At 58.4% G+C, this 16,708-nt stretch carries 17 protein-coding genes; 9 read left to right on the top strand and 8 right to left on the bottom strand.

Annotation, left to right across the window (positions count from 1 at the left end; translation table 11 throughout):
• Positions 1-242: 242 nt before the first annotated feature.
• A complete protein-coding gene (gene tyrS / locus AAEO81_RS03265; protein ID WP_341961580.1) occupies positions 243-1,442 on the bottom strand; it encodes a tyrosine--tRNA ligase in 1,200 nt (399 codons plus the stop codon).
• Positions 1,443-1,654: 212 nt separating this feature from the next.
• Here tyrS and AAEO81_RS03260 point away from each other — a divergent pair, with 212 nt between their 5' ends.
• The gene (locus AAEO81_RS03260) at positions 1,655-3,097 is read left to right on the top strand and encodes a peptidoglycan DD-metalloendopeptidase family protein (RefSeq protein ID WP_341961579.1); all 1,443 of its coding nucleotides are present in this window, start codon (positions 1,655-1,657) and stop codon (positions 3,095-3,097) included.
• A 3-nt stretch (positions 3,098-3,100) separates the two neighbouring features.
• Entirely contained in the window at positions 3,101-4,192 is a 1,092-nt protein-coding gene (locus AAEO81_RS03255; protein ID WP_341961577.1) for an anhydro-N-acetylmuramic acid kinase, read from the top strand.
• A gap of 62 nt (positions 4,193-4,254) precedes the next feature.
• Here AAEO81_RS03255 and erpA read toward each other — a convergent pair whose 3' ends face one another.
• Together erpA and argC are read right to left on the bottom strand one after the other, a co-directional pair.
• A complete protein-coding gene (erpA, locus tag AAEO81_RS03250) occupies positions 4,255-4,605 on the bottom strand; it encodes an iron-sulfur cluster insertion protein ErpA (RefSeq protein WP_166595570.1) in 351 nt (116 codons plus the stop codon).
• A gap of 180 nt (positions 4,606-4,785) precedes the next feature.
• Positions 4,786-5,820 (bottom strand): N-acetyl-gamma-glutamyl-phosphate reductase, encoded by a 1,035-nt coding sequence (argC, locus tag AAEO81_RS03245; RefSeq protein ID WP_341961574.1) that lies wholly within the window; start codon positions 5,818-5,820, stop codon positions 4,786-4,788.
• Between the two features lie 133 nt (positions 5,821-5,953).
• On the opposite strand from argC, the gene hemJ reads away from it, so the two are divergent.
• The 5 genes from hemJ (at position 5,954) to coq7 (ending at position 9,374) form a co-directional block, all read left to right on the top strand.
• Positions 5,954-6,373 (top strand): protoporphyrinogen oxidase HemJ, encoded by a 420-nt coding sequence (hemJ, locus tag AAEO81_RS03240; RefSeq protein WP_166595572.1) that lies wholly within the window; start codon positions 5,954-5,956, stop codon positions 6,371-6,373.
• A gap of 45 nt (positions 6,374-6,418) precedes the next feature.
• Positions 6,419-7,339 (top strand): DUF805 domain-containing protein, encoded by a 921-nt coding sequence (locus tag AAEO81_RS03235; RefSeq protein ID WP_341961573.1) that lies wholly within the window; start codon positions 6,419-6,421, stop codon positions 7,337-7,339.
• 51 nt (positions 7,340-7,390) lie between these two features.
• Positions 7,391-8,176 carry an SDR family oxidoreductase gene (locus AAEO81_RS03230; RefSeq protein ID WP_341961572.1) on the top strand — a complete coding sequence of 262 codons (786 nt, stop codon included), beginning with the start codon at positions 7,391-7,393 and terminating at the stop codon, positions 8,174-8,176.
• 87 nt (positions 8,177-8,263) lie between these two features.
• Positions 8,264-8,602 (top strand): histidine triad nucleotide-binding protein, encoded by a 339-nt coding sequence (locus AAEO81_RS03225; protein WP_166595575.1) that lies wholly within the window; start codon positions 8,264-8,266, stop codon positions 8,600-8,602.
• A 124-nt stretch (positions 8,603-8,726) separates the two neighbouring features.
• The gene (coq7, locus tag AAEO81_RS03220) at positions 8,727-9,374 is read left to right on the top strand and encodes a 2-polyprenyl-3-methyl-6-methoxy-1,4-benzoquinone monooxygenase (protein ID WP_341961569.1); all 648 of its coding nucleotides are present in this window, start codon (positions 8,727-8,729) and stop codon (positions 9,372-9,374) included.
• Positions 9,375-9,567: 193 nt separating this feature from the next.
• On the opposite strand, the gene AAEO81_RS03215 is transcribed toward coq7, so the two are convergent.
• Positions 9,568-9,990, bottom strand: coding sequence for an OsmC family protein (locus tag AAEO81_RS03215; RefSeq protein WP_341961567.1), 423 nt, complete (start codon positions 9,988-9,990; stop codon positions 9,568-9,570).
• Positions 9,991-10,197: 207 nt separating this feature from the next.
• On the opposite strand from AAEO81_RS03215, the gene crp reads away from it, so the two are divergent.
• A complete protein-coding gene (crp, locus tag AAEO81_RS03210; RefSeq protein WP_341961566.1) occupies positions 10,198-10,842 on the top strand; it encodes a cAMP-activated global transcriptional regulator CRP in 645 nt (214 codons plus the stop codon).
• Between the two features lie 6 nt (positions 10,843-10,848).
• Here crp and AAEO81_RS03205 read toward each other — a convergent pair whose 3' ends face one another.
• From AAEO81_RS03205 to AAEO81_RS03190, 4 genes are all read right to left on the bottom strand, one after another.
• On the bottom strand, positions 10,849-11,544 hold the full coding sequence (locus AAEO81_RS03205) for a lipoate--protein ligase family protein (RefSeq protein ID WP_341964453.1): 696 nt from the start codon (positions 11,542-11,544) through the stop codon (positions 10,849-10,851).
• A 154-nt stretch (positions 11,545-11,698) separates the two neighbouring features.
• On the bottom strand, positions 11,699-12,538 hold the full coding sequence (gene trpC / locus AAEO81_RS03200) for an indole-3-glycerol phosphate synthase TrpC (protein ID WP_341961565.1): 840 nt from the start codon (positions 12,536-12,538) through the stop codon (positions 11,699-11,701).
• Positions 12,535-13,584: an anthranilate phosphoribosyltransferase gene (gene trpD, locus AAEO81_RS03195; protein ID WP_341961564.1), complete on the bottom strand. Its 1,050-nt coding sequence runs from the start codon at positions 13,582-13,584 to the stop codon at positions 12,535-12,537. The genes trpC and trpD overlap by 4 nt, the downstream gene beginning before the upstream one ends.
• A gap of 18 nt (positions 13,585-13,602) precedes the next feature.
• A complete protein-coding gene (locus AAEO81_RS03190) occupies positions 13,603-14,202 on the bottom strand; it encodes an aminodeoxychorismate/anthranilate synthase component II (protein WP_166595885.1) in 600 nt (199 codons plus the stop codon).
• Between the two features lie 469 nt (positions 14,203-14,671).
• Between AAEO81_RS03190 and estP the strand changes: the two genes are divergently transcribed.
• A complete protein-coding gene (gene estP / locus AAEO81_RS03185; RefSeq protein ID WP_341961563.1) occupies positions 14,672-16,612 on the top strand; it encodes an esterase EstP in 1,941 nt (646 codons plus the stop codon).
• Positions 16,613-16,708: the final 96 nt, after the last annotated feature.

The raw sequence follows: 16,708 nt of genomic DNA, 5'->3' as shown, positions 1-16,708 counted from the left end.
CAACCACTTGCGCTTCGTTCGGCTTGGCGTCTCATGTCAGCGGGAGGCGAATTCTACAGCGTTACAACCTGCTGTCAACCACCTTTTTCACCGCTGTCGATTCAGACACCAGAACCGAAACACTTCCTCGCCATCTTGAACCTGTAACTCGTTGATCCTCAAGGAGTTTTCGGTTCCGACTGCGCCGGAAGTGGGGCGAATTATAGACACATCCAAAGGGGCGTCAAGCACTTATTTGAACTTTATTCCAAATTCAGCGTAACACGCCCAAACGCCTTCTTCCCGGCCTGACAAACATGGGTCGCGCCTACTTTAAAGACAAAGCCACGATCAACCACTTCACCATCTATACGCACACCACCAGACGCCAACAGGTCGCGAGCAACCGCAGCGTTCTTCACCAACCCTGCCTTATTAAGGATGGCGCCGATTGGCATGTCTTCAGTCGCTGACACCGATATCTCAGGCAAGTCTTCAGGCAGCTCGCCATCTTTCATCCGGTTGCCCGCAGAACGGTGCGCAGACGCAGCAGCCTCTTCACCATGAAAACGCGCCACGATTTCTTCCGCCAGTTTGATCTTGATGTCCCGGGGATTCGCGCCGGCTTCGCAATCAGCCTTGAAGCCTTCGATCTCTTCCATGGAGCGGAAGCTCAGCAGCTCGAAGTAGCGCCACATCAGTGCGTCAGGAATAGAAACGAGCTTGCTATACATAATGCCCGGCGCTTCCTGGATGCCGACGTAGTTACCCAACGACTTGGACATCTTCTTCACGCCATCCAGACCTTCAAGCAACGGCATGGTCAGCACGCACTGCGCCTCCTGACCATAAGCACGCTGCAGCTCACGCCCCATGAGAAGGTTGAATTTCTGATCGGTGCCGCCCAGCTCGACATCAGCACGCAGCGCGACCGAGTCGTAACCCTGGACCAGCGGATAGAGGAATTCATGAATGGCGATGGACTGGTTCGACTTGTAGCGCTTGTCGAAGTCGTCGCGCTCCAACATACGCGCCACCGTGTACTGCGACGAGAGACGGATAAAATCGGCCGGACTCAGCTGATCCATCCAGGTGGAGTTGAACGCCACCTCGGTCTTGGCCGGATCGAGAATCTTGAAGACTTGCGCCTTATAGGTCTCGGCGTAATCGAGCACCTGCTCACGGGTGAGCGGCGGACGCGTGGCACTTTTGCCGCTCGGGTCGCCGATCATGCCGGTGAAATCGCCAATCAGAAAGATGACCTGATGGCCCAACTCCTGGAACTGCCGCAGCTTATTAATAAGCACCGTGTGACCCAAGTGCAGGTCAGGGGCCGTAGGATCGAAACCGGCCTTGATGCGCAGTGGCTGACCACGCTTAAGCTTCGCGACCAGTTCGGACTCGACCAGGAGTTCATCTGCACCACGCTTGATCAGCGCGAGCTGCTCTTCAACCGACTTCATTTCAGCCCCGTAATGCCTTATTTCAAAGGGAAACAACCATACAAGATCACCGCCCAAATACAAGTTCTGGCAACAGATGCTCGACGAATCAGGGAACGATCCGAACGCAAGCTTGCCTCAGGCAGGATTTGGTTATATTTTATACAGTTATTTCATCTTCATCATGTCATTCATCTTTTCCATTTCATCTTTTTTCAAAGTCAAAATTACCTATGAACGACACTCCGCCTAAAGCGCCTCCGCTTTATCCGAAGAGCCACCTGCTTGCAGCCAGCGGTATCGCTGCTCTGCTGAGCTTGGCCCTTCTGGTTTTTCCATCCAGTGATGTCGAAGCCAAGAAAACCAACCTGAGCCTCGAACTGGACACACCGGTCGATCAACTCAAGCAACAAGAAGACGCTCAAACGCAGTCTCAAGCCACAGAGTCCTCCACAGATTCCCCTTTTGCGCAGATCGACAACAACGCAGATGAGCCGGAAGACACCGCCAGCACTGCGCCAGCCGCCACCCCTGACAAACCCGAAAAGGAAGTCGCTGCGGCTGCAAAAAGCCCAACTCATCGGGAAGTCGTGGTCTCCAAGGGCGATACCCTCTCTACCCTTTTCGAGAAAGTCGGCCTTCCACCCGCCGCTGTCCATGAAGTGATTGCCAGCGACAAGCACGCCAAGCAATTCAGCCAACTGAAGAATGGGCAAATCCTGCAGTTCGAACTGTCCCCCGAAGGCAAGCTCAAACAACTGCACAGTAAGCTGAACGACCTCGAAAGCATCAGTCTGTCGAGAACCGACAAGGGCTACACCTTTACCCGTGATGTCAGCAAACCCAACGTACGCACCGCGTATGTCCACGGCGTCATAAGCAACTCCCTGTCGCAGTCGGCGCAGCGAGCGGGCCTGAGCCACAGCATGACAATGGATATGGCCAACATCTTCGGCTATGACGTGGACTTCGCGCAGGACATCCGCAAGGGTGACGAATTCGACGTGATCTACGAGCAAAAAGTTGTCAACGGCAAGACCGTCGGCACCGGCAATATCCTGTCTGCTCGTTTCACGAACCGCGGTAAGAGCTATACCGCCGTGCGCTACACCAACAAACAAGGCAATACCAACTACTACACCGCCGATGGCAACAGCATGCGTAAGGCATTCATCCGTACACCGGTTGAATATGCTCGCATCAGCTCCTTGTTTTCGATGGGCCGCAAGCACCCGATCCTGAACAAGATCCGCGCCCATAAAGGCATCGACTATGCTGCACCACGGGGCACACCGATCAAGGCGACAGGCGATGGGAAAGTGATTCTGGCTGGTCGCCGTGGCGGTTACGGCAACACCGTAATCATTCAGCACGGCGAGACTTACCGCACGCTGTACGGCCACATGCAAGGATTCGCCAAGGGCATCCAGAACGGTTCTAGCGTCAAGCAAGGCCAGGTCATCGGCTATATTGGAACAACCGGCCTGTCGACAGGTCCGCATGTACATTATGAGTTCCAGGTAAATGGCGTTCACGTTGACCCGTTAGGTCAGAAGCTGCCAATGGCAGACCCGATCGCCAAGTCCGAAAAACAGCGGTTCATGCAGGAAAGCCAACCTCTGATGGCGCGCATGGACCAGGAAAAGGCCACCATGCTGGCCTCGAGTAAGCGCTGACCTATGACTTTATATGTAGGTGTAATGTCCGGAAGCAGTCTGGATGGACTCGACTTCGCACTCGTAGAACAGGATGACCGACCGCGTCTGCTCGGCACCCACTACATTCCTATGCCCGACGATCTGCGCGCAGAGCTGCTTGGCTTGTGTGCCAGCGGCCCGGACGAGCTGGCCCGCGCCGGTATCGCCGAACAGAAATGGGTCCGTCTTGCCGCGCAAGGCGTTCTCGCGCTCCTAGATCAGCAAAACAAGCTGGCCGGCGAGATTCGCGCAATCGGTAGCCATGGCCAGACGATTCGGCATGAGCCCGCGCGTGGCTTCACGATCCAGATCGGTAACCCTGCCCTATTGGCGGAATTGACCGGCATCACTGTCGTCAGTGACTTCCGCAAGCGTGACATCGCGGCAGGTGGCCAAGGTGCACCTCTGGTTCCGGCCTTCCATGAAGCGCTCTTCGATGACAACAAGGACTATCGCGCCGTCTTGAACGTCGGCGGGTTCAGCAATCTCAGCCTGATCGAGATCGACAAGCCGGTTTCCGGGTTCGATTCCGGGCCGGGCAACGTGTTGCTTGATGCGTGGATTCAGGCCCAACGCGGCTTGAGCTACGACAAGGATGGCGCATGGGGCGAAAGCGGAACGGTCAATGCCGACCTTTTGAAATCAATGCTCAGCGACCAGTTCTTCCAGACCAAGGGCCCAAAGAGTACAGGCCGCGAAGTGTTTAATCTCGGCTGGGTGCATCACCACCTGTTCCAGCTGCCGACGTTGAAGCCCGAGGATGTTCAGGCAACGCTGCTTGAAGTAACGGCATTGAGCATCACTGAGTCGCTGCAATCGGCCCAGGCCCAGACCAAAGAGTTGTTAGTCTGTGGTGGCGGCGCTCACAACAAGGCGCTGATGGCCCGTTTGGCTGCTCTGCTTCCGAACACCAAAGTTTCCAGCACTGCCGAGTTTGGGGTCGATCCTGACTGGGTCGAAGCCATGGCATTCGCATGGCTGGCTCATTGCGCTCTGGAAAGCGTTCCCGCCAACCGCCCTAGTGTCACAGGTGCGGCAGGGCTGCGTGTGTTGGGTGCGATTTACCCTGCCTGATCCAAAAGGCAGAATGCAAAACGCCGCGCATCTGCGCGGCGTTTTCGTTTACAGCGAATGACTCAGATCGAGAACGATGAACCACAGCCGCATGTCGTTGCGGCATTCGGGTTCTTGATCACGAAGCGAGAGCCTTCGAGACCTTCCTGATAGTCCACTTCTGCGCCTGCCAGGTACTGGAAGCTCATCGGGTCAACCACCAGACTGACGCCTTCGCGCTCAACGATGGTGTCATCATCGGCAACGTCCTCATCGAAGGTAAAACCGTACTGGAAACCGGAACAGCCACCGCCAGTCACGAAAACCCGCAACTTCAGGCGGTCATTGCCCTCTTCATCGACCAGGGTTTTCACTTTGTGCGCTGCACCGTGCGTGAATTCCAGAGCCGTAGGTGTGAAGGTTTCAACACTCATGCTCAATATCTCCCGGCGGTAAGCCGTCATAATGCGTAATGACGGGCATTATCCGCTTCTCCTACAAAATTGGTCAACTATTCTAAAAGCAGCCACGAGCCTCAAGCGACAAGCTGCAAGTGAAAAGCATGGGATCCGGCTTCACGCTTGAGGCTTGGAGCTTGCCGCTTGAAGCTGCTGTTATGGAAGCAGCGCTGCGTGGGACAGGCCCATACGCTCGTCCAGTTCAAACATGATGTTCATGTTCTGCACCGCCTGACCCGATGCACCTTTGACCAGGTTGTCGATGACCGACAGCACCACCACCAGATCGCCACCTTGAGGACGGTGCACCGCAATCCGGCAGACGTTAGCTCCGCGCACGCTGCGGGTTTCCGGGTGGCTGCCAGCAGGCATGACGTCCACGAACGGTTCGTTGGCGTAGCGTTTTTCGAACAGCGCCTGCAGGTCGACAGACTTATCCACAACAGTCGAATACAGGGTGGCGTGAATGCCGCGGATCATCGGGGTCAGGTGCGGTACGAACGTCAGGCCGATGTCGCCACCGGCTGCACGACGCAGGCCCTGGCTGATTTCCGGCAGGTGACGATGGCCTTTCACGGCATACGCCTTGAAGCTCTCGCTGGTTTCGGCATACAGCGAACCCACACTGGCGCCACGGCCCGCACCGCTGATGCCGGATTTGCAGTCAGCGATCAGTCGGGATGGATCGGCCAGACCCGCTTCCAACAACGGCAAGAAACCCAATTGAGTGGCGGTCGGGTAGCAACCCGGTACAGCAATCAGCCGCGCAGCTTTGATTTTCTCGCGATTGACTTCCGGCAGGCCGTACACCGCCTCAGGCAGCAGTTCCGGCGCGCCATGCGGCTGGTTGTACCACTTGGCCCATTCGTCCGCGTCTTGCAGGCGGAAATCGGCGGAAAGGTCGATGACCTTGGTGCCCGCGGCCAGCAGCTCGCCCGCCAAGGCATGTGCAACGCCGTGCGGAGTGGCGAAGAACACCACATCACACGCGCCCAGTACCTTCACGTCCGGCACGCTGAATGCCAGGCCGTCGTAGTGGCCGCGCAGGTTCGGATACATGTCAGCCACCGGCAGACCGGCTTCGGAACGCGAGGTGATCGCGACCACTTCAGCTTCTGGATGCTGTGCCAAAAGACGCAGCAACTCGACGCCGGTGTAACCCGTGCCACCGACGATACCGACCTTGACCATAACGTGCCCCTCAACGAAACCACTGGAAAGCCGCAGATGATAGGAGTCCAGAGCCTGCGGGACAACCGTGAACGTGACGTACGGGCACCCATGCCACTACTATTTGCGCCACCGTGATTGTGGAAACTTAAAAATGCTCTGGATTAAAGCGCTGCACATCGTCTCGATGGTCTGCTGGTTCGCCGGCCTGTTCTACCTCCCCCGCCTGTTCGTTTACCACGCCATGAGCGAAGACGCCGTCAGCCGTGAGCGATTCTGCACCATGGAGCGCAAGCTCTATCGCGGCATCATGGGCCCTGCGATGATCGGCACGCTGGTGTTTGGCATCTGGCTGATTACACTCATCCCCGGCTACCTCCAACAGGGCTGGATGCACGCCAAGCTGACACTGGTCGTGATCCTGATTGGCTATCACCATATGTGTGGCGCTCAGGTCAAACGCTTCGCCCGGGGTGAGAATGGCCGCAGCCACGTGTTCTACCGCTGGTTCAACGAAATTCCCGTACTGATTCTGCTGGCGATTGTCATCTTGGTCGTGGTCAAGCCATTCTGATCCCAGTGCACTAGACGCCTCTAACCCAAGACAAGGAAGCCAAGCATGGCAGAACACTTCAAGATCGTTTTCGAAGGACAGCTGCGAACGGGTGTGGACCTGGAAACCGCTCGCCTCAATCTCGCGCAATTGTTCAAGAGTGATGTGTCCGGTATCGATCGGCTATTCACCGGTAAACCGATGACGGTCAAACGTGGCCTGACCCGTGATGATGCGCAACGGTATTTGAAGGCATTGAATGATGCCGGTGTCGAAGCCCGGATCGAGCCAGAACCAGCCGTCGCATGGACGCTGGAGGAAATTGAAGAGCCCGCTCAGGCGAAGCCGGCGTTCGAGCCCGCTGCGTCGCCTTATGCGCCGCCCCGTGCATCGGTGACCACCGAGTGGCCAACCGAAGGCGAATTAAAAGTCTTCACTGTTCAGGGTCGTATCGGACGCCTGCGTTATCTGGCGTGGTCAATGGTGCTGAGCTTCGTGGCGATGCTGCTTGCGGCCTTGTGTTTTGGGGTGTTGAGCATGTCGCTGGTGGCTGGAGGACTGCTGGCCACCGTGCTGGTTATCGTCTTCCTTGTGGTGAGCATTCAGATGGGCGCTCAGCGCCTCCACGACGCAGGCTGGTCCGCGTGGCTGTTGCTGCTGAACCTGATACCCCTGGTGAACAGCGTTTTTCCGCTGCTCATGATGGTGATCCCGGGCAACGCGGGCCCTAACCGTTACGGGCCGCCACCTCCCAAAAACACCCGAGCGGTGAAAGTGCTCTCCGTGCTTTGGGTCGTTTTCCTTTCTCTGGTATTCGTCGCAGCGCTCTTGGGCGGCTTCCACAAAGTCAAAGAGGAAGTCAAAGCCACAACCGGCGAATATGAACAATCGTTGCCTTATGACGACGACTCGGACCAGGCCACACCCGATGTACAGGTTGACCCCGCAACGCCTCCCGATGCAGGCGACGGCGACGACGATCAATAACTGCCTGATCGCATGGAAGCGGTCTCGACATTTGCAACATTGGAGAACTGCATGACCCGTTACGCCTTGGTCACAGGCGCATCCAGCGGTATTGGCCTGGCCATGGCCGAAGCCCTGGCTCGCCGTGGCCGCAATCTGATTCTGGTTTCCCGTCATCGGGACATGCTGGAAAGCATCGCGCTTGAGTTAACCCAGCGTTTCGGCGTTGAGGTGCTGTTCCGCGCCTGCGATCTGGGCGAGCCGCTGCGGCTGTCGGGTTTTTTGCTGGAGCTGGAAGAAGGTGAACGCCAGATCGACCTGTTGGTAAACTGCGCAGGCATCGGCAACAGCGGTCCGTTTCTCGCGCAAGAATGGGCGCAGGAGCAGGATCTGCTGGACCTCAACGTGCTGGCGCTTACCCGTCTCTGCCACACCGTCGGCAACCTGATGGCGGTGCAAGGTGGCGGGCAAATTCTCAATGTGTCTTCGATCATGGGCTTTCAACCGGGGCCATGGATGAGCACATACGCCGCGAGCAAGGCTTTCGTGCTGCATTTTTCCGAAGGATTGCGCGAAGAGTTGAAAAAGACCGGCGTGAAGATCTCCGTGCTCTGCCCCGGCCCCACGCGAACTTCGTTCTTCAGAACCGCGCAGCTCAACGCGGACAAGTTCACCAACGATAAAACCATGAGCGCCGAAGAGATCGCGCTGTATACCGTCCGCGCGCTCGACAAAAACCGCGCGGTGATCGTGCCGGGCTGGCGAAACCGCTTCCTGACTCGCCTGCCTCGCTACGCCGGGCGCTGGATGACGCGGAAAATCTGGGGGTCGATCCTCAAGTCACGCACATCCGCCTGATACGCTGTCCTTTCACAAACGACTGGGCGTGACCCGACACGCTCAGTACACTCGCTTCACCCCTCTCGAAAACGGAGTAACAAGGCTGTGGAGACTCTGTTCACCAAGATCATCAACCGGGAAATTCCGGCCAAGATCATCTACGAAGACGATCAGGTCCTGGCGTTTCACGACATCGCCCCTCAAGCGCCGGTGCACTTTCTGGTCATCCCGAAAAAGCCCATCGCGACCCTCAACGACGTGACCGAAGAAGACAAAGGTCTGCTGGGCCACATTCTCTTCACCGCGCAACGCCTGGCCAAGGAGCAAGGTTGCGAGGACGGTTTCCGGGTGGTGATGAACACCAACGAGAAAGGCGGCCAGACCGTCTATCACATTCACATGCACGTGTTGGGCAAGCGTCAAATGACTTGGCCGCCGGGCTGAGTCGCGATTTCAACGACTTACACCCGCCGGGCGTCTATCACGGGCATCGGCGGGCTGACGCAGGGCAAGCCTCGTCACGGCGATTGAGGTAGACTGGCCGCCGTGGATTTATCCGGAGGTGCCCATGGCTACCGAACGTCACTACTCCCCTATCGACCGCTTCCTGCTCCAGGCCGATGCCGCGATGAAAACGCTGCTGCCCGCCAGCGCGCATGCTCATCGCCCTTCCCCCGCCATCGTGCGACCCGACACCAAGATGAATGAGACCGACGCGAAACACGTCGCGGGGCTCATGCGCATCAACCATACCGGCGAGGTCTGTGCGCAGGCGCTGTATCAGGGCCAGGCCCTGACCGCGAAACTGCCGCATGTGCGCAAGGCAATGGAGCACGCCGCCGAGGAAGAGATTGATCACCTGGTGTGGTGCGAACAACGCATTCGCCAGCTCGGCAGCCATACCAGCGTGCTGAACCCGCTGTTCTACGGCATGTCATTTGGCATCGGCGCGGTGGCCGGTCTGATCAGCGACAAGGTCAGTCTGGGGTTTGTCGCGGCGACAGAAGATCAGGTTTGCAAGCACCTGAACGAGCATCTGGAGCAATTGCCGATCGAGGACGAGAAATCCCGGGCGATCCTGCAGCAGATGCGCACCGACGAAGAGTTACATGCCGAGGGCGCCATCGAAGCGGGCGGTTATCGGTTCCCGGCGCCGGTCAAGTTTGGCATGAGCCTGCTGGCCAAGGTCATGACCAAGAGCACCTATCGGGTTTGATCTAAGCGTTGCCGCAGGTTGCCTGCTTTACTGTAGGAGCGAATTCATTCGCGAGACGTAGGTACAGGCGACAGGAAGGTGTCGAATGTACTGACCTCTCGCGAACAAATTCGCTCCTACAGGTTTTTGGGCTGCGCTTTGGCTTGCCGGTGATGGCTGCCCCCGCCAGCAAATCATTGCGACACAGAGCACCTCAACCCAATTCGATGATTTCGGAATCGTGGGTGATTTCGACGCCAGCATTACCCAGCATGATCGACGCCGAGCAATATTTCTCAGCCGACAGCTCGATCGCACGCTTCACCTGAGTTTCTTTCAGCCCACGCCCCTTGACCACGAAATGCAGGTGGATCTTGGTGAACACCTTCGGGTCTTCAGTGGCGCGCTCGGCCTCCAGAAACGCTTCGCAGCTTTCAACGGGCTGACGGGCTTTCTTCAGGATGCTGACCACGTCAAAGTTACTGCAACCGCCCAGGCCGATCAGCACCATCTCCATCGGGCGCACGCCCAGGTTACGGCCGCCGCTCTCGGGTGGGCCGTCCATCACGACCACATGACCGCTGCCCGACTCGCCGAGGAACATGGCCTCACCCGCCCATTGAATACGCGCTTTCATCCCCAGGACTCCGATGCTTGAAAAAAGGCGGCCAGCTTAGCACAGGGCCGAGATGTCGCTGAGTGGACCGGAAATGTCGAGAAGCGACAGAAATGTAGGAAATTTCTGAAAAAAAGGGGAATTGCCGCTGCTGAACTGCGACAAATCGGAAATACTGCCGATACCTATAAGAATGCCGGAAGGCGCAGTTTTTTACGGGACACACCGATGGTTGTCATGACCCCACCGAACAAAATGAAACTGCTCGATAAGCTCCTCCCCCACGCACAGCGACGACGCTGCGCCGCCAAGACCAACATTATCTGCGCAGGTGAACAGTCCGAGTCGCTGTACCTGATCATCAAGGGTTCGGTCACGATTCTGATCGAGGACACTGATGGCCGGGAGATGATCGTCGCTTATCTCAACAGCGGTGATTTCTTCGGCGAACTTGGCTTGTTCCAGCAGGCCAGCACCGAGCCTCAGCGCAGCGCTTGGGTTCGGACCAAGACCGAGTGCGAAGTGGCCGAGATCAGCTACGCCAAATTCCGCGAGCTGAGCCAGCATGATCCAGAGCTGATGTACGCCATGGGCGGCCAGATGGCCGAGCGCCTGCGCAATACCACGCGTAAGGTGGGTGATCTGGCATTTCTCGATGTGACCGGCCGTGTGGCACGCAGCCTGTTGGACCTGTGCAAACAGCCTGACGCCATGACTCATCCTGACGGCATGCAGATCAAAATCACCCGCCAGGAAATCGGCCGAATCGTAGGTTGCTCGCGAGAAATGGTCGGTCGCGTGTTGAAGTCGCTCGAAGAACAGAAGCTGGTTCACGTACGCGGCAAGACCATGGTGGTCTTCGGCACGCGCTGATCGCCGTTACAGTTCCGCGAAAAGTTTCGCGTATCGCTCGGCAAGCCGGTCGAGGAAATCCGGGGCGGCGAACTGTTCGTGCAGCGCGATGTGACTGTCGGCGCGACACCGCTGGTCAAGATCGCACATCTGATTGAAACGGTTGACGGCGTTGACCATTTCAACCCGTTCGTTATCCAGCAACATCGCTCCATGGGCCAAGACCACTGGCCGCTTGCCGCCTTGGCTCTGCCGCCAACGCTGAGCGGTGCCGACCATCTTGCGACCGTCAAGATTGACGTTGAACCGGCCATCACAGAACGCGCCTTCGACTTCGCCCAACGAGGCCGCGCCGCCCAATTCGCCCAGCACATCAAGCATGGGCTGACACAAACGCAGGTAGGCGTTTTCGATGCGATCGCGGTCAGGTTCGGATTGAGGCTGTACGTACACCAACGCCACGTTGACCGTGGCAGGGGATTGAGGCACCGGCTCGCCACCGCTTTCCCTGAGGAGAATCGGCCAACCGAGATCGGCGAGGGTTTCGCTGGCTTCGGTAAAGCCGTCAAGGCGACTTGAGCGCCGAGGCATGACCAGCGCGTGATCATCGGGCCGCCAGAACAAGAGGCCGTAATCGGCATCCCCGGCGCAGACAGAGGCCAGCAAATCCTGCTCGGCCTTGAGGCCGGCTTCAACGCAGATGTCTATCACACGAACGGTCATAGCCATTCAACTCCTCATGGGCCCGACGCCCCTTGTAGGAGTGAGCTTGCTCGCGATCGGGGTGGATCAAACACCACTGCACTGTTTGAACCGACGCTATCGCGAGCAAGCTCACTCCTACAGAGAAGGGGCCTGCCGAAACCGCGCTTTTTCGTCAATCCAGCGTGCTGGACTTGATCGCTGCAGTACCTTTCTCGGGGAAGAACAGGCGCTGCAATTCCACGCCCGGCTTCTCGGCGCGCATGAATGCTTCGCCCACCAGAAAGGAATACACCTCGCTGATTTCCATCAGCTCGACATCGGCACGGTTGAGAATGCCGCTTTCGGTGATGACCAGACGATCGCGCGGAATGCGCGGCAGCAGGTCCAGCGTGACTTCCAGGCTGACGTCGAAGGTGTGCAGGTTGCGGTTGTTGATGCCAACCAGTGGGGTATCCAGGGTTTTCAGGGCGCGGTCCAGCTCGTCGCCGTCGTGCACTTCCACCAGAACGTCCAGTTTGTTGGCTTTCGCGACGGCAGCCAGCTCGGCCATCTGCACGTCATCAAGGGCAGAAACGATCAGCAGAATGCAATCCGCGCCCAACGCACGGGCTTCGACGACCTGATACGGGTCGATCATGAAGTCCTTGCGAATGACCGGCAGCTTGCATGCGCCACGGGCTTCTTTCAGGTAAGCGTCGGCGCCCTGAAAGAAGTCGATGTCGGTGAGCACGGACAAGCATGTCGCGCCGCCCGCTTCGTAGCTCTTGGCGATTTCGGCGGGTTGGAAGTTCTCGCGAATCACACCCTTGCTCGGCGACGCCTTTTTGATCTCGGCGATGACAGCGGGCTGCTTCCGTTTGGCCTGCTCGATCAACGCCTTGGCGAAACCACGCGGTGCACCGGCTGTGGCGACCAGGGTTTCCAGTTCGGACAAGCTGACGCTGGCACGGCGCGCCGCAACTTCCTCGGCCTTACGGGCCAGAATCTTTTCCAGTACCGTCGGCACACTCATCCTTCGTTCTCCTGTTTGAATACCGCCGTAAAGGCACCCAGCTCTTCCAGCTTCTCACGGGCAAGACCGGTGTGCAGCGCGTCGTGCGCCAGCTCAACGCCCTCTTTCAACGTCGAGGCATGATCAGCAGCATAGAGCGCTGCGCCCGCGTTGAGCACAATCATTTCGGCGGCTTTCTGACCGTTTTCAGTCTTGCGACGGCCCAACGCATCGCGGATCAGTTCGAGCGATTGCTGCGGGCTGTCCACCACAAGGCCAAACAGGCTCTGGCTCTTCATGCCGAGGTCTTCCGGCTGCACCCAGTATTCAGTGACCGCGCCGTTCTTCAGCTCGGCAACGAAGGTCGGTGCCGCAAGGCTGAATTCATCCAGGCCGTCCTGAGAATGCACCACCAATACGTGCTTACTGCCCAGACGCAGCAATACCTCGGCCAGTGGCCGGCACAGCGCCTGACTGAACACGCCGACGACTTGGTGTTTTACGCCTGCCGGGTTGGTCAATGGGCCGAGCATGTTGAACAGCGTGCGCAGGCCTAACTCCTTGCGCGGGCCAGCGGCGTGTTTCATCGCTTGATGATGGGTCTGGGCGAACATGAAACCGATGCCCACAGCGTCGATGCAACGGGCCACCTGAACCGGCGTCAGGTTCAGGTAGACGCCAGCCGCTTCCAGCAAATCAGCGCTGCCGCTTTTGCCCGAAACCGCGCGATTGCCGTGTTTGGCCACGGTGCAACCTGCTGCCGAGATGACCAGTGAGGCAGCCGTGGAGACGTTGAAGATGTTGGCGCCGTCACCCCCGGTCCCGACGATGTCGACCACGCGATCCAGCGTCTTGAGTTCGACCTGACCTGCCAACTCACGCATCACCGAAACCGCGCCGACGATTTCGTCGATGGTCTCGCTCTTCATGCGCATACCCATCAGGAACGCGCCAATCTGCGCCTGGGTGCACTGACCGGTCATGATTTCGCGCATCACGTCGCGCATTTCATCGGTGGTCAGGTCCAGTTGATTCACAACCCGGCCCAGCGCCGTTTTGATATCCATTGCCATGTCGATTTGCCCTTAACCCTGACGAGTGCCGCCGGTCTGCTTGAGGAAGTTGGCGAACAGCTCGTGGCCCTGCTCGGAGAGGATCGACTCAGGGTGGAACTGCACCCCCTCGACGTTCAATGTCTTGTGACGCAGGCCCATGATTTCATCAACCGAGCCATCTTCGAGTTGAGTCCATGCGGTCACTTCCAGACATTCGGGCAACGTCTCGCGCTTGACCACCAGCGAGTGGTAACGGGTGACGGTTAGCGGATGTTTCAGGCCTTCGAACACGCCTTTGTCTTCGTGGATCAGATCACTGGTCTTGCCGTGCATCACCTGACGGGCACGTACCACATCGCCGCCGAACGCTTGCCCGATGGACTGATGGCCCAGGCAGACGCCCAGCACCGGCAGTTTGCCGGAGAAATGCTTGATCACGTCGATGGACACGCCCGCTTCATTCGGGGTGCAGGGGCCGGGGGAAACCACGATGCGCTCGGGATTCAGGGCTTCGATTTCGGCAACGGTCATTTCGTCGTTGCGGATCACTTTAACGTCGGCACCCAGTTCGCCCAGGTATTGCACAACGTTATAGGTAAAAGAGTCGTAGTTATCGATCATCAGCAGCATTTTGCGCTTAACCTTTTGAACTGACTTCAAGGGTGGCCTTCCGTTTTCAATACCCGCAGTTGTGCACACATGAGTCGCGGGCGCTTGTCCGGCGAAACGGCACTAAACCGAGGTACAGAAGGCATATCAATACAGGTCCGGCAAGGCCGGCAGGGAAATAGTCAGGCGCGCCAACGCCAACGGGCGTGAGCCTTGATAACGCGCATCAAGAAGCTGCTGACAATCGACACAGGAAAGGTCTCGTTCATACGTTGCCGCACAGTAGCGTACCGCCGCATGTGGCGCAATATCGTAGTGCCCGGGTGGCAGGTCCTGAACGCTTTTTGGCGGCATTTCGAGGTTGGCAAGAGGCAGATGCAAACCTCGACGCCAACACAGAATGGCGCATCCAACTGACCCAAGGCAGGTCATCCTGTATCGAGGCTGCTACCTTCTGGTACAGCACCACACAATAAGAAGGGACCTCTCGATGCTGAAAACCACTCTGCGCTGGCCTTTTGCTGCCTGTCTGCTCTCCCTCGCCTGCTCCTCGGCAGTCGCGGCCTCCTCCCCTTACTCCACGATGATCGTCTTTGGTGACAGCCTTGCCGACGCCGGCCAATTCCCCGATGCCGGTGGACCTCCGGGTTCTACGTTGCGCTTCACCAATCGCACCGGGCCGACGTTCAAAGACGGCAGCGGCGAAGCCTTTGGTTTGAATTCTTCAACGTTGCTTGGTGGGATGCTGGGGGTTGCGCCAGGCGATTTGCAGGCCTCGACCTCGCCGGTCCGTGCGGCTCAGGGTTTGCCCGATGGTAATAACTGGGCGGTCGGCGGCGACCGGACGGATCAGATCCTCGCAGCCATCACCACACAGTCGCAAGTGGCGAACACGGACACGTCGACCGGCGTGACCACGGTGTTCCGCACCCGGCCGGGCTATCTGGTGGAGAACAATTTCCGCGCAGACCCGAACGCGCTGTATTACCTGACGGGAGGGGGCAATGACTTTTTGCAGGGACGCGTCATCAGTCCGGCTCAAGCGGTGAACGCCGCCAACAATCTGGCCGACAGCGCGCAAGTGCTCTCACAGGCCGGAGCGCGTTACATCATGGTCTGGCTGCTGCCCGACATTGGTCAAACGCCCGCCGTGTCCGGGACCTTTCTGCAAGGGCCATCGACCTTGCTCAGCGGCGTGTTCAATCAGCAGTTGGTCAGCCGTCTGGGGCAGATCAACGCCGAAGTAATCCCGCTGAACGTTCCGGGGTTGGTCCGAGAGGTGCTCGACAATCCCGCGCAATTCGGCCTGGCAGCGGACCAGAATCTGGTGGGCACCTGTTTCAGCGGCAACGGCTGCCGCGCCAACAGCGTATACGGCATCAACGGCACTTCGCCTGATCCGACCAAGTTGCTGTTCAACGATGGCGTACACCCGACTGTCGCGGGTCAGCGCCTGATTGCCGACTACGGGTACTCGATTCTCTCGGCGCCGTGGGAAATCACCCTCTTGCCGGAAATGGCCAACGGCACGTTGCGCGCACAGCAGGATGAACTGCGCAGTCAATGGCTGGCGGATTGGGGCAACTGGCAGGCCGTCGGAGAGTGGCGTGCCATTGTCGCCGGGGGCGGTCAGAGACTGGACTTCGATGCGCAAGGCAATTCTGCCAGCGGCGACGGTCATGGCTACAACCTCACCGTCGGCGGCAGCTACCGGTTTGCCGAGGACTGGCGCGCAGGGCTGGTTGCCGGGGCCTATCGGCAAACGCTTGAAGCCGGGCCACGGGATTCGGACTACAAGCTCAACAGCTACATCGCCACGGCTTTCGTGCAGTTTCAGGCGAATCACTGGTGGGCCGACCTGGCAGCATCGGGGGGCAAGCTCGATTACGACAACCTGAAACGCAAATTCGCGCTGGGCGTCAGCGAAGGCGCAGAAAAAGGCGACACTGACGGCAATCTGTGGGCACTCAGCGGCCGACTCGGCTACGACCTGGCCGAGCAGAGCAGTCGCTGGCATGTTTCGCCGTTCATTAGCGCTGATTATTCCCGCGTCGAAGTCGATGGTTATTCGGAGAACAGCACTCGCGCCACCGCGCTCAACTATGACGATCAAACCCGTCGCTCGAAACGCCTGGGCGCAGGCCTGCAAGGCAAGTTCGATGTCACGCCGCAGACGCAGCTCTTCGGCGAAGTGGCCCACGAACGGGAGTTCGACACGGATCAGCAGGACGTGACGATTGCCTTGAACAGCGTGCCGGGGGTGGATTTCAACCTGCAAGGATATGAGCCGCAGCGCAGTTTGAACCGTGCGAGTGTGGGGTTGAGTCAGCGATTAGCGCCTGATCTGACGCTGAGAGCGGGGTACAACTGGCGCAAGAATGATGACGTGACGCAGCAAGGGCTGAATCTGGCGTTGAGCCTGGATTTCTAACAACCATCAGACCTGTAGGAGTGAGCTTGCTCGCGATGGCGTCGTGTCAGGCAATAAATGAGTCAACCATCGGCCCCGATCGCGAGCAAGCTCACT

The sequence above is a fragment of the Pseudomonas sp. RC10 genome (assembly GCF_038397775.1).
In the GTDB taxonomy this organism is placed as follows: domain Bacteria; phylum Pseudomonadota; class Gammaproteobacteria; order Pseudomonadales; family Pseudomonadaceae; genus Aquipseudomonas; species Aquipseudomonas bambusae.
Note: the sequence above shows the minus strand (reverse complement) of the source record. Positions and strands in the feature narration are given on the sequence as shown.